The organism is Compostibacter hankyongensis (assembly GCF_039541075.1).
In the GTDB taxonomy this organism is placed as follows: domain Bacteria; phylum Bacteroidota; class Bacteroidia; order Chitinophagales; family Chitinophagaceae; genus Compostibacter; species Compostibacter hankyongensis.
In genome coordinates, this window is sequence record NZ_BAABFN010000004.1 from 1 (window position 1) to 20,347 (window position 20,347).

The following is a 20,347-nucleotide window of genomic DNA, read 5'->3' on the forward strand; positions in this document are numbered from 1 at the left end:
ACTCCAGTTTATCAATTTCAAAAATGGACTCAAAATTTCAAAGATCAAACACGCATTATGTTTTTAATAGCACAAGACGTTAAAGATAATAAAATAAGCCCGGCGGATGTAGCTGTGGCAAAGGCAAAAAAGGGGTACATTCGCTGAATAGAATTTTCCTTTCTGTCTATTAATCGAAGACCTATGGATGAGCGTATCGACCGGGTGAAGAATATCCGGCATTTTTTACTGGAGCAGGTGGGCCACCTGATGCCGGAGCAGATGAATGAGATCCCTGCGGGGTTCAACAATAACATTGCCTGGAACCTGGCGCACCTCGTAGCGAGCCAGCAAGCGATGTGCTACCTGCGTTCGGGGCTGTCGCCTGTAGTGGAAGGAACCTTTATCAGCAGGTATGCTTCCGGGACAAAGCCGGAGGATCCTGTTGACCGGAACGGGCTGGAAGAAATAAAAAAGCTGTCGTTTTCCACCATCGACCGGCTGGACGAAGACTACCGGCAGGGCCTGTTCAAAGAATATGAGGTCCGGCATACCCGTTACGGTGTAACCTTGCATAACATCGAAGACGTTCTGCAGTTTCTCCTGTTTCACGAAGGATTCCATCTTGCCGCCGTGATGACGCTCAAACGGTTCATAAAGCAAGGCTGAGCCTTTATTTTCGCTGTAGAAAAGAAAACAGAAAAGTACGCTGCAATAATAATGGACAAGGATAAGGAAAGCATCACCTCCCGCGGCGTGTCTATGCTCCGCGCGGTGCATCAGCTCTCGGACCCGGGTCCGAAAATACTGGATGATACGGTGATCCTCAGGTTGCTGCCGGAAGACCTTATCCGGCATATCCGGGAGAACGCGGTAAGGTATGCACATCCGGCAGCGCGCGCCCTGAGAGCGCACGTGCTGCTCAGGAGCCGGTATGCAGAAGACTGTCTTTCGGAAGCCTTCCGCCGGGGTGTCCGGCAATATATCATCCTTGGTGCCGGGCTGGATACCTTTCCCTACCGGCAGCCGGAGTGGGCGCATGAGCTGCGCATCTTTGAGCTGGACCATCCTGCTACCCAGGCGGACAAGCGCGGACTGTTGGAAAACGCCGGTATCGCTGTCCCGGAAAATCTCGGCTTTGTTTCCGTCAACCTGGAGACCGGCGACCTCCGCGCGGCGCTAAGGGCGTCGGCTTTTGATCCCGCACGCCCCGCCTTTATCTCCTGGCTGGGGGTCATGCCTTATTTGACTCCTGCCGCGAACGACAGGATATTCCGCTTTGCGGCGGACCTGCCTGCTTCCAGCGAGCTGGTGTTTACCTTTTCTCAAAAAGACCGGCCGGGCGAGCCTCATCCGCTGGCGCTGCGGGCGGCTGAGCTGGGGGAGCCCTGGCTGACGCGCGTCGATCTTCCGGAGCTGGAAGCGCAGCTGTCGCATTACGGCTTTTCGAAAATTTCCTTTCTGGATCCCCTGGCGGCGGCCCGGCGGTATTTTGCAGACCCGGAAACGGATATCCCCGGTCCGCGAAGGGTCAATATTGCCCGCGTGGCGGTCTGAAAAAATAAAATAAATTATTCCGGATCCCTCCTGACACAGGGCTGTCACTCGCTCCCGGTAGCTTTGTATCCTCATCAAAAACGTATCGACTATGTCAATGATCCCGATGTTCCTCAAGGAAATGGAACAGGAAGCACAAACGACCCGGAAAATGCTGGAGCGCGTCCCTGACGAAAAATACGAGTGGCAGCCTCATCCGAAAAGTATGACCGTTCAGCGGCTGGCCACCCATATTGCAGAGCTGCCTACCTGGGTAAGCATGGGGTTGACCACCGGCGGACTGGACTTTGCCGTCACTCCCTACCAACCCGAGGTGATCACCAATACGGCGGACCTGCTGGAGTATTTTGAAAAATGCCTGTCCGACGGCCGCGCCCATCTGGAAAAGGCCCGAGAGGAACAGCTCTCCGAACCCTGGATCCTGCGCAACGGAGACCATATCCTCCAGAACTACACCCGGGCCGACGTGATCCGGATGACCTACTGTCAGATCGTGCACCACCGTGCGCAGCTGGGCGTTTTCCTGCGGTTGCTGGATGTGCCCATTCCCGGCAGCTACGGACCCAGCGCGGATGAACACTGAGCAGAAAGCTGTGGAGAAGGGGACGGGACGTTTAACGGCCTGTCCCTTTTTCATTTGGTTGTTGCCATGTCAGCCCGCCTGTATCAGCCCTGGGTGAGCCCCGCCACGATGTTTACCGTCAGCGCAATGATGGTGGCGTTGTACCCGAAAGACAGCAGTCCGTGCCAGAGTGCCAGCCGCCGGATATGGCGCGAAGAGATCTCCACATCGGAGACCTGGAAGGTCATCCCCAGGGTAAAAGAAAAGTAGGCGAAATCCACGAAGTCCGGCTTCGGCTCTTCGGGAAACTCAAGCCCTCCGGCCTGTTGATCCGGCAGGGTGGCATGATCGGCATAATACATATGGGCATAGCGGCTGGTAAAGATGGTATGCACCAGGAACCAGGAGAGCAGCATGCAGGCAATGGCCACCGGCAGCTGGATGGCCTTGTCTTTTGACCCGTCTTCCTGGCTGATCAGCAGCAGGAAGACGGCCAGCATGCTGGTACAGGTAGCGATCAGCACCAGGAAGAAGATGATCACCCGGCTGTCGTCCTGCCGCCGGGCCTGTTGCCGAATGGCTTTCACCGGTGTGGTGTAAAAGGTGATCCACGTGAGCACCAGAAGACAAACGCAGAAAATATCCCAGGCAAACATGATGTGCGGCAGCGCCTTTACGGTCGAAAAGGGGAAGATAAAATAGGCAATTACGCCGAGCCCGATGCTCAGGATCAGCTTCTGAACGGCGGTCAGCCGGTTTATAAAGTAGGTTTTCTGTGATGGCATGGGTTCCGATGATCAATAAATATACATTATTTTTTCCCGGGAGAAGCATCCTGTTCTTACACAAACGATATTGAATATATAACCTGGCAGACTGGAATTATACCAGGGCGATCAACTGGCCGAAAGGATATGACGTGGGTTATAAAAGCGCTATCTTTCAAAAATGAAGAGAAGCGAATTTATCAAACTACTGGGCCAGGGCACCGCAGCATGTTGTTTAAGCCCGGCATACGCCACCTTTGATGCTGTGTTGCCCGCTGAAAGAAAACCCGAGGCGATCGCTGTCAGCGGCGTATACCCCCACCTGGCGGTATTTAACAAGTCGGAAGACCCGCTGAAGTTCCCCGGCGAATGCGGCATCGGCGCCGTGATGCCCTGGGCAGACCGGCTTTGGCTGATCACCTATTCCCCGCATGCCCCGCAGGGCAGCGCCGATAAACTGTATTCCATCGATGCCGCGCTGAGGCTGGAAGTGCATCCTGAAAGCGTGGGCGGCACACCCGCCTGCAGGATGATACACCGGGAATCCGGTCAGCTGATCATCGGGCCCTATTTTATCAGCAGGGACGGCCGTGTCAGGGTGATCCCACCGGACAGGATGCCGGGGCGGCTGACCGCCGTGGCCCGGCATTTGAAGGATCCTGCGAATCTGGTCTACTTCTACGATATGGAGGGAAAGCTGTATGAGGCCAACGTGCATACCCTGCAGTCGCGTCTGCTTTTTGAAAAACCCATCCCGGCCTGGCATGGGAAAGGCGCTTATACCGCGCAGGGCAGGCTGATCCTGGCCAACAATGCCGGGGAGCGGCATACCGTCTTCCCCATAAAGCCGGGCATGATCCGCATTGGCGGCCCCTCACAGGATGAAGAGCAGAACGGCGTGCTGGCCGAATGGGACGGGGAGTGCTGGAGCATTGTCAGAAGGCGTCAGTTTACCGAAGTGACGGGCCCCGGCGGCATTTACGGTGCCCCCGATGATGATGCTCCTGCGTGGAGCCTCGGATGGGACAAGCGTTCGGTCATCCTGATGCTGCTGGACCACGGAGCCTGGAGCGAGTTCCGCCTGCCCAAGGCTACGCATACCTACGACAGCCCGAACGGCTGGTATACGGAATGGCCGAGGATCCGGGCCGTCAGAGACGGCGGCTGCCTGATGGACATGCATGGCATGCTTTACAACTTCCCGCAACAGTTCTCCCTGCAGCATACCGGAGGCATCCGGCCCCTGTGCAGCCATCTGCTGATGATCACGGATTTTTGCAACTGGAACGGGAAGCTCGTGCTGTCGACCGACGAAACGAGCATGATGGAAAATAAATTACCCGGGCAGTCGCAGTCCAATCTCTGGTTCGGATCTCCCGAAGCCTTGTCCGGCTGGGGGCCGGCAAGCGGCTGGGGCGGCGTCTGGCAGCACGACAGGGTTGCGGCGGGCGTCAGCTCTTCTCCCTACCTGATGGAGGGCTTTGGCAAAAAGGTGGTTCATCTTTCGCATAAAGCAGACCGTACGGTGACCTTCACCCTGGAAACCTGTACAGCGGGCCGCTGGAAGCTCTATGAAAATATTGCCGTTCCTCCGCAGGGCTATGCCTTTCATATTTTTCCGGCCGCGTCGGAAGGAAGCTGGGTAAAGGTCAGGACCGATCAGGATTGCGAAGCCAGTGCTTATTTTCATTATTCTGCGCGCGGTCATGATGCGGAGAAATACCGTTCGCTGTTTGACGCCATCGCCGGCATCGAAACAGCAGCATACCACGGCGGACTGCTCAGGCCGGCCGGTCATAATACGAATCTCCAATACCTGGATCAGTCCGCCGGCAACACCGGAGGACGCTACTATGAAATTGATCAGCAGCTTGTTTTCAGCATGCCGTCTCCGGACCGGAAAGCGGAAGTTCTGTCCAGATGTGCGGTCAAAAACGAGGTGGAAGCCGATGCGGCATCGGTTATCGTGAAAGACCATACGGGCAGTTACCGCCTGCCCCGCATTCATCCTTTGTATGATAAGCTCTTTAGCGAGGGCCGGCCCAGAGCACGGCGTGAGGTGATCACGGAACGGTCGCTGCTGAACGCCTACGGAACCTTTTATGAAGTGGCCGATGAATCCGGATTTTCCACAATGCGGCCGGTATGCTCTCACTTCAAAAAGATCATGGACTTCTGTTCCTGGAGGGGGTTGCTGGTGATCAGCGGGACAAAGAAGGATGCGGTACACGACGGTCATTATTTTTCTTCCGGTAACGGCGGGCCCGGTCTGTGGTTCGGCTGCGTGGACGACCTGTGGAAGCTGGGCCGGCCCGTCGGCTATGGCGGTCCCTGGAAGGACAGCGCCGTTCGGGCGGGACAGTATTCGCTGCCCTATCTGATGACGGGCTATGACAAAAAGGAGCTTGAGATGAAGGCCGACAGCGACACAACCTTGTTCCTGGAAGTAGATTTTGATCACAGCGGCTGGCAGCTGTACCGCAGCTGGAAGCTGTCGGCCGGTCAGACGGTACGCTACACTTTTCCGGACGGGTACAGCGCGCACTGGCTCCGGGTAAAGACCGACCGGGATGCGCGGGTATCCGTGCAGCTCCGGTATAGCTGAACGGGATATTTATCTTTCCAAAAAAGCGTTTGGTCAAAAGAACGGAGTTCGTTTATTCCAGCCATTGTACGGTGCCGCTACAAGCCTCGGGGTCTGTGGAACCGCTGGCCTTCACCCAGGAGATGTTTTTGTCATCGCTGCCTTCTTCAACAGGGTATTGGCGACCGTCGGCGGGAAGGATGCACAGGGTATAATAATTGGCCCAGGGACCGCCGCCGCTGGCGAACTGGTGTATGCCGGCGAGGAGATATTTCCCGTCCGGTGAGAAGGCGGCCGGTATCGCTTCGCTGCCGGTGCTGACCTGTGCGGGCTTTTTTTCCTGCAGATCCATCATCCAGATATGCTTATCCTTGCTGAAGGCGATCTTCTTCCCGTCCGGACGTACGGTAACATGGCTCCATGCTTCGGCGCCGAACTGCTGCACAAGCTCCACGTTGCTGAAAGGTATAGCAGAGCGGTAGAGCGCTGATGCGGTAGACAGCAGTACGCTGCCGTCCGGCATCCAGACCGCGTCGGTAAATTTCTGTCCTTCCATGTCGTGGAGCATATAGGTCTTGTTCTGCGCGATATCGATGACGATCACATTATCCGGTAAAAGCGAGGTGGCGAGGATATAGGCATCATCATAGGAAAGCTGGGGATGGACATATCCCGAAAAATCTCCTTCGGGTACTTTGAACTCCTTTATTAGCGTACCCTTGTCGTCCTGCAGCCGGAAGGCCTCGTTGTCATAATCCCCCTCGATATCGGTGAGGAGCAGGAACCTGTCCTGCTTCCTGCTCATATGAAAACCGTTCTGTTTGGTATCATCGGGCAGGATCACACTTTTTGTCCCCGAACCGAGGTCGAGCTTCAGTGTGCCTTCATCGGCCCAGCGGTAATAGAGATTGCCTGTGTGTTTGTCTGCGGGCGGCTTATCGCTGTTGTGATCCTTTTTGGAGCAGCAGGTAGTGCTGGCGATAACAGCCAGGCTGAATGTGGAGAGTAGGAATTTTCTCATCAGTCAAGCAGGGTTGAAATGGGTAAAATATATCGCAATAATCGAACCAGGGGAAGATACGAAATATTCCCTTTCCTCTATTATCTTTACACCATGCGATTAAGCGTTATTTTAGGGGGTTGTTTGCTGCTTGCCGTTGTGTCTGCCGGCCGTGCTCAGACTACGGGTACAGGGCAGCCCGGATCCTATCGGCAGACAGAACAATCCCTGCAGGCCGCCATTGAAAAGAATTTTTTTGATGCGCAGACCGGTTTTTACCGGGAGCATATGCGTCCGGAGAAGAAGGACAATAAATTTTCTTACCTCTGGCCCCTGTGCGGGTTGCTGCAGGCGGACAATGAGATAGAAAGGCTGGGTGCCGGCAGCGGGTTGGTGGATCGTACCCTCGGCATCATCCAACAATATTACAGTCCTGAATCTCCGGCACCCGGCTTTGATTCCTATGTGGTAAAGGATGGCGGCGGCGCCCGCTTCTATGACGACAACCAGTGGATCGGCATCGCTGCCCTGGATGCCTACCGGCGTACCGGCAAAATAAATTATCTGGACGTCGGCAAGCAGGTCTATCGTTTTATGATGACCGGCTTTGACACGAAGGCCGGCGGAGGACTTTACTGGGAGGAGGGCAACCGCAAGACCAAGAATACCTGCTCGAACGGTCCCGGCATACTGGTGGCTCTGCAGCTGTACCAGGCCACGCAGGATAAAAAATACCTTGACACGGCGTTGCTGTTATATGGCTGGGTAAACCGCAGCCTGCAGGCGCCCTCCGGTCTGTACTACGACAATCTGAACCTGACTACGGGAAAGGCCGATCGTCACCTGTACGCCTATAATTCCGGCACTATGCTGCAAGCCAACGTATACCTGTATACGCTGACGAAGGAGCAGCAGTACCTGGAGCGGGCGGTCCGTATTGCCGACAGCTCTTCCGCTTATTTCTGTGCTGATGGGAAGCTGCGGGACGGCTACTGGTTCAGCGCCGTGCTGCTGCGGGCTTACCAGCACCTGCTGCAGGTGTATCCGGATCCGCAATACGTGAGGCGCTTTGCAGCCTGTGTGGATGATGCGCTGCAGGAAGACCGGCATTCCAGTGGTCTGATGGGCAAGCCGAACCCCTCGGACCTGGTCAACCAGTCGGGTATGCTCGAGATACTGGCCCGTCTTGCGTTTTTGGAAAAGCAGCATTACCTGGGCGGCCTGGCCGGTACTCCCCTGTTCCGTTTCGGGGTGATAGCCGACGTGCAGTATGCCGATCAGGACAATGCCGGTACCCGGCATTACCGTTCTTCCCTGCGCAAGCTGGGCGAAGCGGTGGATACGATGAATGCGGCGGGCGTGGATTTTGTGCTGAGCCTCGGAGATTTTATCGACAAAGGATTTGAGAGCTTTGCCCCGCTCAATAAGATCACGGACCGGCTGAAGATGCCGCTGTATCATGTATTGGGGAACCATGATTTTAATATAGGGGAGGAGCAGTCGAAGAAGATCTTCGGGATTAACACAGGAGGCGGGCAAACGAAGAAGATGTTCCGTACGCTCGGGCTGAAGCATCCCTATTATGCCTTTGAAAAAGGAGGCTGGCGTTTTATTGAGCTGGATGCCGGCGATGTCAGTCTTTTTGGTAATCCCGAAGGAAGCGAAAAATACCGGCAGGCTTCCGCTATCCTGCAAAAGCTCAAGGCAGAAAAGGCCGTCAATGCGGAGAATTGGAACGGGGCCCTGGGCAGCGAGCAGCTACGCTGGCTGAAAGAGCAGCTGGACCTGGCCGTCCGGAAAGGAGAGCGGGTGATCCTTACCTGTCATATGCCGCTGTATCCCGACAAGGGTCGCGACGTGCTCTGGGAATCCTCCGAGGTAGCCCGGTTGATCGAGCCCTATAAGAACGTGATGGCTTACCTGAACGGCCACGTGCATGTCAGCCAGTATTTCCTCCGCGGCGGCGTCAATTATGTTTCCTTCAAGGGTATGGTAGAGCAGGAAGACCAGGCCTTTGCCATCGTATCCGTATACCCGGATCATCTCGAGATAAAGGGTTTCGGCAAAGAGCACAGCTGGGTACTGCGGAATGCGCATTAAAAAGCCCCACTTTCCCTATCTTTGCGACATGAACAACCTTTTACAGCAAAACCTTCCACAGATCAAACACCTTATGCAGCAATATGGGGTGAGGAGGGCCTATGCTTTCGGCAGTGCTGTAAAAGATACTATGCATTCTAAGAGTGATTTCGATTTCCTGATTAGTTTTTCTCCTGACTTAGACTACGAGACATACGGCACTAATTATTTTAATTTGTTGTATGCGCTGCAGGACCTCCTGCATAAAGAAGTAGATCTGGTCTCGGAAGAAACCGTGACCAATCCTTATCTCTTACAGAGCATTAACCAGCACAAATTCCAGGTGTTATGATCACGCTGGAGGAGAAAAAGCTGCTTGTCGATATTCTCACATCCATCCAATCTATAGACGAACATTTGGAAGGACGTCGTATTTTTGAGGAATACAAATCAAGCAAGACCAAGCGTCGCGCTGTAGAAAGAGAATTAGAAATTATAGGTGAGGCAATAAGTAAGTTATTGAAAATAAGCCCGGAATTTCCTATTTCTTATGCGAGACTCATTGTCGATTTAAGGAACAAAGTCATTCACGCCTATGACAATGTAGATGACGTGATTATCTGGAAAGTGGTTATGAAGGATATTCCGATCCTTAATAAGGAAGTTAATCAATTGCTTATCATTTGAGTTGAGCTCTTAGCTCCATATCCTTCCATTGCATGGCGGCATCAAAGGTGCCGGGCATTTCCCAGCCGATGTTCATGCCCGATATCGCCATATCCTCCCATGATGTCTCTTGCAGATAACCGTGCTGCCGGGCGGCGTTGACCGCTGCTTTGATAAAAAAGAGCAGGTCCTTGTCAATGCTGATCCATTTTCCGTCACAGAAGCTTCCGCTATAGAGTTGGGCTCCGCTTAAGCTGTAGATGAATTTCTTTGTGGCATCCGGTTTCCCTCCGTCTTCCGCCGCAAACCGCGGGATATTCCGGTAGCGGTAGTCGTAGAGCGGAAGGCCGAACCAGAGGTAATCCCCATAGCCCGGCGATTGCTTATTGACATTCGATACGGAGAGGTAGATGCTGAACTGTGCGGTATGCAGATCCGATTTAAATGTCGCGCTGTCCATTTTGTCATTGCAGTAACGGAGCCGTGCCGTTATCTGAAAATTCAGCTGCTCCATCTGGCTCAGCAGATACCGGGTGTCCATGCCCTGTTCCAGCAGCAGATGCGGCCAGGGCTGGTTGGGCTTCCGCGGGGCGGTGTATTCCCGTGAGCCGAAAACCTCCAGGTCGGCAGCATTGCCGTTTCCCGGTCTGTGCAGGATGACCGTCTTCCCCGTATTGGCATAACGGACGCTTCCGTCCGGGAGCTGCTCCCGTGCTGCATCTTTCAGGTTGTAGCGGGAGGCCCACTGATCGAGTATCCATACGGCTTTGCCAGTCTTATTGCTGTCAAAGGGATGCAATGCCCGGATGGTTTCGGGATGCTCTGCGTAGAAGCCTCGCAGGTTGATGCCTTTGCTGAAATTCGGGTCGCGGATGAGTGAAATGTTTCGATCAGGACCCGGCAACAACCTGGGCTCTTTGAATCCGGTACTGCTGAAAAAAAGCAGCGGGAGCAGCAATATTATAGTGTGGAAACGCATCAGTCGCCTTTGCATGAAAAGATATTATGCTATGCAATATACGCGGTATGGAGATAAGACTAACACGATTTTTGATAGGCTCTTCTTTCGCTTGTGATCATCTGCATCCATTTCCCGCGGCGACTATTGGCATAAAAGGAAAGTCTCGGACTAATAATCCCCGGAAAGCCCCCAGCTATAATTTTTAAGCTCTTCTTTTGGGATAGCATCAAAATATTCGCCATGGTTCATTTTTACGGATCCGCTGCAGCATTCGCCTTCCGGGAAACCCCTTAGCCATTGTGCCAGGAAGGCTGTTCTCCTGTCGACAAATGCACTCCGGAGGTCATAGTCACACAGTGGTTGTATATCGCCGTAGTACATGGGGTTTGTTTTTACCTGGGGAAAGATAGCGTCCATATCTGCCTCCAGGGATTTTTCCCAAGTGAGCTGTGAAACCTTCATTTTTCGGACAAAAAGCGTATCCTTGCTATATTCGGATAAAACGCTCCGATATGTGCTGTCCATCTTTGCCTTTTTCTTCTGATAGGTCTGATAGGCTTTGATGTTCATCTCCCGTTGCTCTTTAAAAGCGGCCACGAAGAAGGCCTTTCTTTTTTCGTACAGGATACTGTCCTGTGTAGACATGGTTTTGCGCTGATCGGTTTTACGCTGGGCAAATAAGGTGGTCGCGGACAGGAAAGCAACTGCTGCCGTGACCGACATGCCTCTGAATAACGAATTAAGGATAAGCATAGCGTTAGGTTATGAATAGGAAAGCTGAGGTGATGAAGTCGATTTTCAAAATAGCTGGATGTTTTTATAGGGAAATCATTGATATCGGATCATTCCTGCGGTTTTATGAATGCATTTTTCAATTTTCTCTTTTGCATCATCCGTATAATAGTAAAACAACTGCAAATCACCCCTTTTCTTTTTATGCAGGAATACAACCTGGCAATGCGCATACTTTTTTCTGTATAAATAGGGACAGTTCAGCAGGTATTCTCCTGCATCGTCTGCATTAAATTTTTTCTTTACATAGGCAGGGGGATAATAGATTACCTGGCTATGGACCGTATCGGCGAGAAACTCAATGTCTCTTAAATAATTCGCGTTTGCCGAATTTACAGGAATTCCATAGTAGGACATGTCGTCTTCGAGCTGCTTCAGGTCTTTGTAGGACCACATCTGAACCGCTATTACTATGTCCTTACTATGATTGATCAGGTTGTAAACAAATGGGTTGACCCAGACATTTCTTCCACACATAAAATGCGAAGTAGAATCCAATTCTTCAAACCCATTTGGCTTTTTGTAATCCAGGTGGATATCTTTTTTAAAAATATTAAATGCCCGGTCCATGTGCTGAGCGGGTAGACTGGTTGCGAACAAAAAAAAACTAAAGATGTAAAGCATGTGCATTTACCGGCAGTGCTTAGGTTGAACATGGAGTATGGCTTAAGGATAGAGCAGGTAAAAGTTACGGATTAATTTGCAGAATTCAATACTTCCACCACTGTTTGGTCTGCTTTTTCAGGTTATTGAATTTGAAGATATATGACACGGAAGGAACAATGGGCAACAGGCTGAACTGCTTGAGCCGTTGTGTGCCGTCCTTTTTGTACTGGTAATAGTAGAAAAACGGATTCTGCCGGCTGTAAGCATTGTAGAGGCTGATATTTCCAGATGGGGGTACCGGGCTTAATTATTTTTTACTTAATAGTTTTTCAAGTACTGAGATAGGATTTTCTTTAGTCGTCGCATTACTATCATAAACATAGGTTATTATTCCAGACTTGTCAATCAGGTAAATTCTTGGAATAGGGAGAGCGCCTCCGTACAAATTGATAAGGTCTTCATTATTATAAATATTAATCCAGTCCATATGATATTTTTTTATATCGCTTAAATAAGTTGCATAACTTGGACCCTGATAAGCAACAGAGATAACCATTAGATCTGACGAATGTTTTTTGTGTAGAATTTTTATATCGGGAATCTCATCGATGCAAGGTCCACACCAGGTGGCCCAAAAAGTAAGCAATACGTATTTTTTATGACGATAATCTGCCAAAGAGATTTCTTTTCCATTAATGTCTTTGGCGGAAAACACCGGAGCTGAATTGCCGTTTTTTAAAGGCATTCTTCCATGTAAAATCTTTAGAATGGTATTCCCCTCTTCGCTGTCCTTAAAGCGCTTGGGAAAAACTGTGTTGAAAAGGTGCAGGGCAGAGTCAGGCGTTATCATATATGAAGGGGCTATATTCCTTCTAAAATAAAAGAAGGAATAATATAATTGGCCATTGCTTGTCACATATTCCAGATCTTTTCTAAAGAGATTTTGATTTAGCTGTCCAAATTCGTGGGTTAATGAAGTATCGCTTCCGTCAAATATCTTATCTCCGAATCTGGTAAGATAACCTTCAATTTTTTTTACTTCGGTGGAATCAAATTCATGTATCTTATTTTTTCCCTTCTTAAGGTCATATGCATTTGCCAGAGTATAATTCTCAAAAGGTGATTCTGTCGAATCAGATTGACTAAAGGTAATAGCGGCAGGTTTATCTTTTACAAAAAATATCTCTTGGTAATTATAATATGACGTCTTTGGATATCGGAGTATTATGGCAGCATAGTTTGAGTAATAGGTCCCTGATACGTCTATAGTATTCTTATGATTATTAACTATTTTCAATAATTTTTGTGATTTGCCGTCATCAAGGTACATTGTGAGCTTTTCTGTCTGGAATTTCCGGGGGAAATTGAGTTTTAGGCTGAAATCTTTTCTTTGCCCAAAAGAAAGAAAATAAAGGCAAATAAAAACAACGGGCAATAATATTCTAAATACTAAAATCATTGGAAATGAATATTAGCTATGAAAACTTAAAAATTTTATCGACTTCCGAGCGCTTTTCTTATGTTATAAAAAAAATTCTCTATCAGTCGCCTATTTTCCGTTATGATCTCTCCACTACCAGACATGCCCTCTCGGTAGGCCAACTCTTTGTTATAATTTGTTTTTAATTGCTCCGGTAGAAAGACCTTTACCAGATATCCGGAATCCAGAGGGACATTGGAAATGGCAGATATTCTTCCATTCACGCTTCCATATTCTTCAAAGGGATAGCCTGCGAACTTGATCAGTACTCTTTCTCCCTGTTTGATTTTTCCCATATTAAACTGGGATATCAGCATGGTACCCATATAGCCCGTATTTTTTGGAGTGATATAAAATAGCTGATCTCCATTTTCAACAATCTGGTTTTCCTGCAGAAGTGAGGTAAATGAAACATGTCCATCTACAGGAGCCATGAGCAGATACCGGTATTTCCAGGCGCTAATAGCACTTTGCAAGGTGTTGATGGCCTGTAGAAAGGTGATTTTTTGTTCTGAAATATTTTTTTTCAGTTCGAGCAGCTGATCTTCCAGCTCATTTTGAGAAGATTTATTACTGATGATAGAGGCATTTAATTGTGTGAGCGGTAATTTCTTGTTTAAAAATTTGCTTTCCTCCTGCTTGAATTCAAGGGGAGCAATTACCTTTGTTACTGCTAATGTTTCCTGTATATGATAACTCTGTTGGGAAAGCTGAAAATCACGCGTTGCAATTTCTTTTTGTTGCAATAGATTATCTTCGAGATGTTTCAAGTTATCCAGATCTTTTGTAAGAATATCTTTCTTTTCTTGGTAATATCCGGATGATAGGTAGGCTTTAAATTGTAGAAGAGACTGGTTAAAGGTTTGAAAATCCGTCTGCAAGCTGCCCAGGTTAGTAAAATGTTTCCGGGCAAATAATTGAATCCCTTCTGTTTGATCTGCATTGATCATGGCAGATAAAGTATCTGCCATACGGGAAAGTCCCAATACTTCTTCCGGATCTGAGGTGCTTTCTATAAAACCCAGTATTTGCCCTTGATGTACTTGATCATGGTCTTTTATAAATAGTTTAATCAATTGTCCATCCGCATGTGCGATAACAGACTTCGGTGCATTTATAGAAGTAAGTCTGAAAGATGCCGTAACGATATCCGGATATTGGATAAACCAACTTAATGCTACAACTATTAGTAATATGATAAAGAAAACAGTGATTCCCCAGCGGACAATCCAATTTGGAGGTCGGCCAATAATCTCCTGTACTTCTTCGCTACGTATAGACAGGCTATTTAAGGTTGTGATTTCTTCCGGCATTGGCGATTTCTGATTTGAGATTTTATTTTTTTGTCAATTGCTTACGATTAACTACCCAATTCCAATTGGTCCCTTACCAGTTCAAAATATTCTCCCTTTAATTTGGTTAATTCTTGATGTGTACCCCTTTCAATGATCCGTCCCTTGTCGAGCACTATGATCTGATCTGCATTTTTTACGGTGCTTAAGCGATGGGCAGCAACTACAACTGTCTTGTTTTTAAAAAAAGATTCTAGATTTTCCATGATTATGGTTTCATTTTTTGCATCCAGGGCATTGGTAGCTTCGTCAAAGAAAATATATTCCGGATTTTTGTATACCGCCCGGGCAATGATTATACGCTGCCGTTGTCCTTGGCTGATGCCTGTACCTTCTGCACCAATTTTTGTGTTAAACCCTAACGGTAGAGATTCTATAAATTCTAGAATATTCGCTACCTTGGCTGCCCGAATCAGTGTTTTCATATCTGGTACCTCATCGCTTACAGCTATATTATGTGCAATGCTGTCTGAAAAAATATAACTGTCTTGCATAACTGACCCGCATTTGCTTCTCCAAAGCTTATTATTGATATAGTCCAGTCTATGTTCCCCAACACGAATTTCCCCCCTTATAGGAGTATAAAATTTCATCAGCATTTTTAGCAAGGTGGTCTTCCCACTACCGCTTATCCCGACAATAGCCGTCATTTTTCCTTCCGGTATATGGAGGTCAATATCCTTTAGCACTGGCTCATTTCCCGCACCAGGATATTTAAAGCTCATATTTGTTAACGCAATGCCATGATCTTCAGGCAAGTAGCTGATTCCTGCTGTTAATTCCCGCCCATTACCATTTTCTCCTGGAAGGAGTGGGGGGGCCTCATCCTTCATGCCGTGAATCTCGTTGAGCCTTTCGAGGCTGATGAGGGCGTCCTGTGTACTTTGAATAAACTGGATAAATTGTTCAATAGGGGCATTCAGTTGGCCGATGATATACTGTATAGCCAGCATGGCTCCGATTGTGATCTGACCATGTACCACTGCCATAGCGGAAAGGAAAGTAATTGAGATATTTTTAGCTTGATTAATAAAAAAGCCCCCGCCTTGTTGATATTGGGTAAGCGCAAGTTGTTTTACGCTCACTTTGAATAACCGGGCCTGGATTCTTTCCCATTCCCAACGTTTTGATATTTCACAGTTATTCATCTTAATTTCCTGCATTCCATGGATCAGCTGGATCACTTTGCTTTGGTTCTGTGCGGCTACATCAAAGAATTTATAATCCAGTTTTTTTCGGGAGCGCAGAAATAAAAGTATCCATATCACATATAATACGCTACCAAATAGAAATACAAGAAAGATTTTTAGATCATAGATCACAATGACGATGGTAAATATCAAAAAATTAAAAAAAGAAAATAAACTGCTCAATGTTGGGCCTGTAAGGAAACTTTGTATACGGCTATGATCTCCCATACGTTGCATGATATCGCCAACCATTTTACTATCGAAAAATGCAATAGGCAACCGCATTAGCTTGATAAGAAAATCGGATAGAATAGAGATGTTAATCCGTGTATTGATATGTAGCAAAACCCAGCTCCGAATGAAATTTACGGATGTTTGACCAAGGAAGAGCATAAGCTGAGCAATAAGTACAAGGTAGATGAAATTGATATCCCGTGTATTGATCCCGATATCTACGATGGATTGGGTGAGAAAAGGCAGAATAAGCTGAAGCAAACTTCCTATGACTAGACCAAGAATCAATTGTGTTAACAGATTTCTGTAACTCAGCAGATAACGAAGCAATATAGATAGATTCAACCTCCCTTTACTTTCATCTTCCGTCTTATAAAATTTAGGGGTAGGCTCTAATAGTAGGACAATGCCTTCTTCGCCATTATCCATTTTACTGTTGCTCCAGCCGTTTAAAAACTCATCCCTACTATACACAATATGGCTTTTAGCTGGATCGGCTACACAAATTCTGTTTCCATTGATCTTATATACTACAATGAAGTGGCTTTGATTCCAATAGGCAACGAGTGGAAGTATACTTTCTCCTGCCAGCTTTTGAAATGTTGTCTTTAACGCTATGGTCCGAAATCCGATCAATTCGGCTGCTTCACTGATGCCAAGTAAGGAAACCCCTTCTCGAGTGATTCCGCTTTTGACACGTAAGCTCTGTAAGGTGTAATGCTTCCCATAATACTTAGCTACCATACGTAAACACGTGGGACCACAATCTAAAGAGTCTAGCTGTTTATAGTGGGGGAAGCGCATAGTCTAATTATTGTGTTCTTTAAATGCCTTAAAGCATTTAAGGGATATTTATTTTCTACTAATCGTTTAATTCATCACCTTTATGTTTATAATTATAAATGAATGTATTTTTCCATCTAGATGCGGAGGACGATCGGAATTTGTTCTTTTTTGTATAATAATTTCTATCTGAAAGGGACAGAAGCAATCCAACTCTCAAAACATAGCTGGAAGATGGAGCTTTTCTTCAGTGGAATTATAAGCACCGACTTAATATTAGATCTTTCTGGGGTAATATGAAATGCTGTCAGAACTCTAACTTGGACTGCATCTATGTCTGTTTTGATAGCCCTCACTATAAAGAAATCCTAATTCCAGATATTATATAATCCCTTAGATAGCTAGTGTCTTTATTTTACTAAAGGATATTCATAACTATTCCGCCAAATTCCTACAATAACGCTTCTAAGAGCGAAACGATGATCAAATGAGACGAAAATAATCTTTTTTGGGGAGTTTCCCATATAAATAGATCAATGAATACATTTCTTGCTATAAAAAGTAAAGGGTCATATATTTAATTAATATCTAACCCTTTACTTTTCAAATTTATCTCTTCCTTTAACTACTCTTGCAGTTGCTCCATGAACTACCGACATTAGGACAGAGGCAAAAACCGCTTTTCACTGCACAATCTGCTGTCCAAGGGGAACTATCTCCACCACCACATTGACCACTGCATTTACCATCTCCCCCAGACCCATCGCTTCCACCCAATATCTTTTTCAATTGTTTCCTTGTGAGAATCTCAGTGCTGCTGAGATTAAGCCCACTTAATTTTAGTTTTTTCATTTTGTGTATTTTTTAATGTTAGAACTATAAAATTTTCTCCACTCTCCGTGCTCCATGGATAGCAGTTTATGCTCCTTTTAGCCTTCTGCTGAGAAGGCTTTATATTAGTACTCCCTCCGGAGCACGAGGAAGTATATTTCACCGCTTCATAGAGAAAAACGACCGGCGAAATAGCTTTAGAATTTCATCCTTTTCCTTCTCAGTCCCATGATTTTTATAGATGAGATGATGTGGTTCTTACCTTTTCTATAACTACATAACTTCTCATCTAACATATATTAGATCTTCAATGCTATAGTTGTGCGGCAGCTTATACAACATTGTTTCCCTGGTCCTCTCTGATTCAGGAAATGTAAGTGCCACAAAAAATGTAGGTGTATGTGTAATTCTTGCTTCTTTACACCAGGTGTCCATAGCTTTCAATTTTTCTTTTTGTTGTTGTAATTCTCCATTCATAGGGTATTTTTGAGCAAATACATTATAATCCTTCTTCGGAGCATTATACCAATCATCCAGGGCCTGTTGTGTCATTTTTTTATTATTTTGAGCAGCAATGGCCATGAGATGTGCTGTCGGTGCTGTTCGACTATCTTGTTCTTCTCCAGTAGCAGTGAAAATGATTTGTGCATTCCAATCAGGATTATTATAGATCAACTCTTCTATTTGAGAATGTACTTGAGCGCAGGGGCCGCAATAAGGGTTACATACTTTAATTAATGTATTTTTAGCCTTGGAGTTGCCAATGAGAATGCCAAGATTCGTGGTGTTTTGTTGCGCGCTTAGCTGGTCCTGAAGTAAGGCATTGAATATTTTTTTATTTTTCTTTAACCTGTCTAGTCGATAACCCAATTCCTTTCTTTCCCTAGCCGCATACAAAATCGGCTTTATAATAAACCAGCTCGTTATCGGGAGAAAAAAAGCCAAAATGAAAATTAATGATTGCGATGTTGTGATCCCAACAGATAGAAAAACAATATTTTGAAAGAATACTCCAGATAAGAATTCTATCAGCAATAGGCATTGCACGCTGAGACACAATATACACCATTGTTTTGCCACAAATGCCTGATAATATATTGAGAAGGTAATATAGGGTAGGGCCAATATATTTAGCAGGGTAAGCAGAAAAAGATTTGTTTCCTCATTCATCAATAGGTACAAATAACCACCAGTAAAATACATAAAACCTATCTCACTCCAGGAGATATTCTTAATGGCCTTGGCGGCAGAACTGTCTAGTATAGCCTGGCAACCAGACTGTCCTCCTTTGTTTCCCGCTGAACATACTTTCTTCAACAATGGGTTGTGCCTGTCATACTCATACCATAATAGGGCGCAGGTGACTATCATTCCCATCATACTGCAAAGCATGAATACAGTATAGTACCCAATCTCGGTATCATTATTCAACTTTCTAATTACTATTTGAGCAAAGCCTAATAATAGGAAAATAGCTACACCTGAAGGCAACAGGAGATGGCTCCAGAACTCTTTTCTCCGGGTTTTCTCATAACCTGGATCACCACTTTTTACATCTGCTTCGGCAAGTAATACTACGCCGTCCCAAATTCGGAGAAATTCCTCTTTATTCCATTGACCTTCTTTTCCTTGAGCACCTATATAAATAAATGCGTCATTCTTTATTTCCTTCACTACTACAAATTGCCCATCTGTTATTTGAACATGGACAATAAATGGAAGTGGTAATTCTATTAATTTCTCTTCTTGTACTTTTATAGCTACTGTATTTACATTCCAGCGCTGTAGCCCGTCAGAAAGACTTAGCAAACTTGGATAATCCGGATGAGAAAGAAATGTCTTTTCAAGGGTACTTTCACTTACCGAAACCTTCAGATACTTTAGAAGATGGATGGCAGTGGTGACGAGATTGCCTTGAGTAGAATGAAGCAAACTGAACATGATCTAAATGTATAATCACGACCTTTAATATTCGTCTTTCTCACAGGCGTGACATAATTGGCATCGGCCCAAAAGACATGATTTATTCAGAATCAGTTCCAAAGTTAAATCTAGAAATTCATTTTATCAATCCTCCTCAGGATGATTTTAATCGCTTAATAAGCGTATATCAGGGTAAGAAGCAATTCAGCATTTTTGCCCTCTCTTGTCTTGGTATATATCGAAGATTACAAAAGATATTGATGCCTGACAAAATGCTTCCCTGGAACTTATTGTGTAGGCGAGTTTGTCATTCAATAGACGATTTATATCTTCATAAATTGGAAATTTATACGTTATATGTAGCGGACTTGTCAAACAATTCAATGAATTCAGATATTGTTAAGATATTCATGAGATCTTTTTTGTTTGAATAGAAAAAGGAATAATCCATTTTAGCCATAGAAATTCTTGGCACGTATAATTTTTGGAAGCCTTTTTTAATCACTCCAATTCCATAATCTGTATTAATAACAAACATACTTAAATTCTGACGGGTCATTCTAAGGTGTCCCCATGCTTTCCAGCAATCACCTGTCCAGATATTGGATAATCTTGGAACTAATTGCATAATTACGTTGCTAGGAAGCATATCATGGCATACTATCGTACCGTTCTGGTTTAAATGTTTCAGAGAGTTTTTAATATCTCTAAGTACCTGTTGGCAGTGATGTAATCCATCAATAAAGATAAGGTCGAATTTATCTTTCAATCCTTTAAAATAATCATCAGAAGTTGTCTTAAGAATGTCACGTCTTAGCGAATTAGGATCGATTCCTTGCTTTATTATGCAATCTATTTTATCAAAATTAAGAGCAGGATCGTCAACTCCAATTTCTAGATAAGAAGAATAATTAAACGATTTGATTAAAATATTTATTATATCCGATCTGTAGTAAATGGTGGTTTGTTGATGCATTATTTGTTGATTTCTGAATGATAGA

The 20,347-nt window shown here is 46.1% G+C and carries 17 protein-coding genes; 7 read left to right on the top strand and 10 right to left on the bottom strand.

Going from position 1 to position 20,347, the window contains the following annotated elements; genetic code table 11:
* Positions 1-183: 183 nt before the first annotated feature.
* From ABD851_RS09060 to ABD851_RS09070, 3 genes are all read left to right on the top strand, one after another.
* The gene (locus ABD851_RS09060) at positions 184-648 is read left to right on the top strand and encodes a DinB family protein (protein WP_344978384.1); all 465 of its coding nucleotides are present in this window, start codon (positions 184-186) and stop codon (positions 646-648) included.
* A 51-nt stretch (positions 649-699) separates the two neighbouring features.
* Positions 700-1,536 carry a class I SAM-dependent methyltransferase gene (locus ABD851_RS09065; RefSeq protein WP_344978386.1) on the top strand — a complete coding sequence of 279 codons (837 nt, stop codon included), beginning with the start codon at positions 700-702 and terminating at the stop codon, positions 1,534-1,536.
* A 91-nt stretch (positions 1,537-1,627) separates the two neighbouring features.
* The gene (locus ABD851_RS09070; protein ID WP_344978388.1) at positions 1,628-2,119 is read left to right on the top strand and encodes a DinB family protein; all 492 of its coding nucleotides are present in this window, start codon (positions 1,628-1,630) and stop codon (positions 2,117-2,119) included.
* 83 nt (positions 2,120-2,202) lie between these two features.
* Here ABD851_RS09070 and ABD851_RS09075 read toward each other — a convergent pair whose 3' ends face one another.
* Positions 2,203-2,883 (bottom strand): DUF1345 domain-containing protein, encoded by a 681-nt coding sequence (locus ABD851_RS09075; RefSeq protein ID WP_344978390.1) that lies wholly within the window; start codon positions 2,881-2,883, stop codon positions 2,203-2,205.
* Between the two features lie 163 nt (positions 2,884-3,046).
* Here ABD851_RS09075 and ABD851_RS09080 point away from each other — a divergent pair, with 163 nt between their 5' ends.
* Positions 3,047-5,470 carry a hypothetical protein gene (locus tag ABD851_RS09080; RefSeq protein ID WP_344978392.1) on the top strand — a complete coding sequence of 808 codons (2,424 nt, stop codon included), beginning with the start codon at positions 3,047-3,049 and terminating at the stop codon, positions 5,468-5,470.
* 52 nt (positions 5,471-5,522) lie between these two features.
* Here the strand turns inward: ABD851_RS09080 and ABD851_RS09085 are convergent, their stop codons facing one another.
* Positions 5,523-6,470 carry a TolB family protein gene (locus ABD851_RS09085; protein WP_344978394.1) on the bottom strand — a complete coding sequence of 316 codons (948 nt, stop codon included), beginning with the start codon at positions 6,468-6,470 and terminating at the stop codon, positions 5,523-5,525.
* Positions 6,471-6,563: 93 nt separating this feature from the next.
* Between ABD851_RS09085 and ABD851_RS09090 the strand changes: the two genes are divergently transcribed.
* From ABD851_RS09090 to ABD851_RS09100, 3 genes are read left to right on the top strand one after another with little or no spacing between them, the layout of a single operon-like run.
* Positions 6,564-8,549 (top strand): glycoside hydrolase family 76 protein, encoded by a 1,986-nt coding sequence (locus tag ABD851_RS09090; RefSeq protein WP_344978396.1) that lies wholly within the window; start codon positions 6,564-6,566, stop codon positions 8,547-8,549.
* A gap of 28 nt (positions 8,550-8,577) precedes the next feature.
* Positions 8,578-8,880 (top strand): nucleotidyltransferase family protein, encoded by a 303-nt coding sequence (locus ABD851_RS09095; RefSeq protein WP_344978398.1) that lies wholly within the window; start codon positions 8,578-8,580, stop codon positions 8,878-8,880.
* Positions 8,877-9,215, top strand: a complete 339-nt coding sequence (locus ABD851_RS09100) for a HepT-like ribonuclease domain-containing protein (RefSeq protein WP_344978400.1) — start codon at positions 8,877-8,879, stop codon at positions 9,213-9,215. Before ABD851_RS09095 ends, ABD851_RS09100 begins: the two co-directional genes overlap by 4 nt.
* On the opposite strand, the gene ABD851_RS09105 is transcribed toward ABD851_RS09100, so the two are convergent.
* From ABD851_RS09105 to ABD851_RS09140, 8 genes are all read right to left on the bottom strand, one after another.
* Positions 9,208-10,188, bottom strand: coding sequence for a hypothetical protein (locus ABD851_RS09105; protein WP_344978402.1), 981 nt, complete (start codon positions 10,186-10,188; stop codon positions 9,208-9,210). The genes ABD851_RS09100 and ABD851_RS09105 overlap by 8 nt on opposite strands.
* Before the next feature lie 135 nt (positions 10,189-10,323).
* Entirely contained in the window at positions 10,324-10,908 is a 585-nt protein-coding gene (locus tag ABD851_RS09110; RefSeq protein WP_344978403.1) for a lysozyme inhibitor LprI family protein, read from the bottom strand.
* A 75-nt stretch (positions 10,909-10,983) separates the two neighbouring features.
* Positions 10,984-11,517 (bottom strand): hypothetical protein, encoded by a 534-nt coding sequence (locus ABD851_RS09115; protein ID WP_344978405.1) that lies wholly within the window; start codon positions 11,515-11,517, stop codon positions 10,984-10,986.
* 343 nt (positions 11,518-11,860) lie between these two features.
* The gene (locus tag ABD851_RS09120) at positions 11,861-13,012 is read right to left on the bottom strand and encodes a peroxiredoxin family protein (RefSeq protein WP_344978406.1); all 1,152 of its coding nucleotides are present in this window, start codon (positions 13,010-13,012) and stop codon (positions 11,861-11,863) included.
* A gap of 35 nt (positions 13,013-13,047) precedes the next feature.
* Positions 13,048-14,346, bottom strand: coding sequence for an HlyD family secretion protein (locus ABD851_RS09125; RefSeq protein ID WP_344978408.1), 1,299 nt, complete (start codon positions 14,344-14,346; stop codon positions 13,048-13,050).
* A gap of 47 nt (positions 14,347-14,393) precedes the next feature.
* Positions 14,394-16,613, bottom strand: coding sequence for a peptidase domain-containing ABC transporter (locus ABD851_RS09130; protein WP_344978409.1), 2,220 nt, complete (start codon positions 16,611-16,613; stop codon positions 14,394-14,396).
* A 1,095-nt stretch (positions 16,614-17,708) separates the two neighbouring features.
* Entirely contained in the window at positions 17,709-19,364 is a 1,656-nt protein-coding gene (locus tag ABD851_RS09135; RefSeq protein ID WP_344978411.1) for a cysteine peptidase family C39 domain-containing protein, read from the bottom strand.
* Positions 19,365-19,692: 328 nt separating this feature from the next.
* Positions 19,693-20,322 carry a class I SAM-dependent methyltransferase gene (locus tag ABD851_RS09140; protein ID WP_344978412.1) on the bottom strand — a complete coding sequence of 210 codons (630 nt, stop codon included), beginning with the start codon at positions 20,320-20,322 and terminating at the stop codon, positions 19,693-19,695.
* Between the last annotated feature and the right edge of the window lie 25 nt (positions 20,323-20,347).

What these genes read in the sequence shown, in the direction of transcription:
- ABD851_RS09060 (WP_344978384.1), top strand. Translation starts at nt 184, where the DNA reads ATGGATGAGCGTATCGACCGGGTGAAGAATATCCGGCATTTTTTACTG.
- ABD851_RS09065 (WP_344978386.1), top strand. Translation starts at nt 700, where the DNA reads ATGGACAAGGATAAGGAAAGCATCACCTCCCGCGGCGTGTCTATGCTC.
- ABD851_RS09070 (WP_344978388.1), top strand. Translation starts at nt 1,628, where the DNA reads ATGTCAATGATCCCGATGTTCCTCAAGGAAATGGAACAGGAAGCACAA.
- ABD851_RS09075 (WP_344978390.1), bottom strand. Translation starts at nt 2,883, where the DNA reads ATGCCATCACAGAAAACCTACTTTATAAACCGGCTGACCGCCGTTCAG.
- ABD851_RS09080 (WP_344978392.1), top strand. Translation starts at nt 3,047, where the DNA reads ATGAAGAGAAGCGAATTTATCAAACTACTGGGCCAGGGCACCGCAGCA.
- ABD851_RS09085 (WP_344978394.1), bottom strand. Translation starts at nt 6,470, where the DNA reads ATGAGAAAATTCCTACTCTCCACATTCAGCCTGGCTGTTATCGCCAGC.
- ABD851_RS09090 (WP_344978396.1), top strand. Translation starts at nt 6,564, where the DNA reads ATGCGATTAAGCGTTATTTTAGGGGGTTGTTTGCTGCTTGCCGTTGTG.
- ABD851_RS09095 (WP_344978398.1), top strand. Translation starts at nt 8,578, where the DNA reads ATGAACAACCTTTTACAGCAAAACCTTCCACAGATCAAACACCTTATG.
- ABD851_RS09100 (WP_344978400.1), top strand. Translation starts at nt 8,877, where the DNA reads ATGATCACGCTGGAGGAGAAAAAGCTGCTTGTCGATATTCTCACATCC.
- ABD851_RS09105 (WP_344978402.1), bottom strand. Translation starts at nt 10,188, where the DNA reads ATGCAAAGGCGACTGATGCGTTTCCACACTATAATATTGCTGCTCCCG.
- ABD851_RS09110 (WP_344978403.1), bottom strand. Translation starts at nt 10,908, where the DNA reads ATGCTTATCCTTAATTCGTTATTCAGAGGCATGTCGGTCACGGCAGCA.
- ABD851_RS09115 (WP_344978405.1), bottom strand. Translation starts at nt 11,517, where the DNA reads ATGGACCGGGCATTTAATATTTTTAAAAAAGATATCCACCTGGATTAC.
- ABD851_RS09120 (WP_344978406.1), bottom strand. Translation starts at nt 13,012, where the DNA reads ATGATTTTAGTATTTAGAATATTATTGCCCGTTGTTTTTATTTGCCTT.
- ABD851_RS09125 (WP_344978408.1), bottom strand. Translation starts at nt 14,346, where the DNA reads ATGCCGGAAGAAATCACAACCTTAAATAGCCTGTCTATACGTAGCGAA.
- ABD851_RS09130 (WP_344978409.1), bottom strand. Translation starts at nt 16,613, where the DNA reads ATGCGCTTCCCCCACTATAAACAGCTAGACTCTTTAGATTGTGGTCCC.
- ABD851_RS09135 (WP_344978411.1), bottom strand. Translation starts at nt 19,364, where the DNA reads ATGTTCAGTTTGCTTCATTCTACTCAAGGCAATCTCGTCACCACTGCC.
- ABD851_RS09140 (WP_344978412.1), bottom strand. Translation starts at nt 20,322, where the DNA reads ATGCATCAACAAACCACCATTTACTACAGATCGGATATAATAAATATT.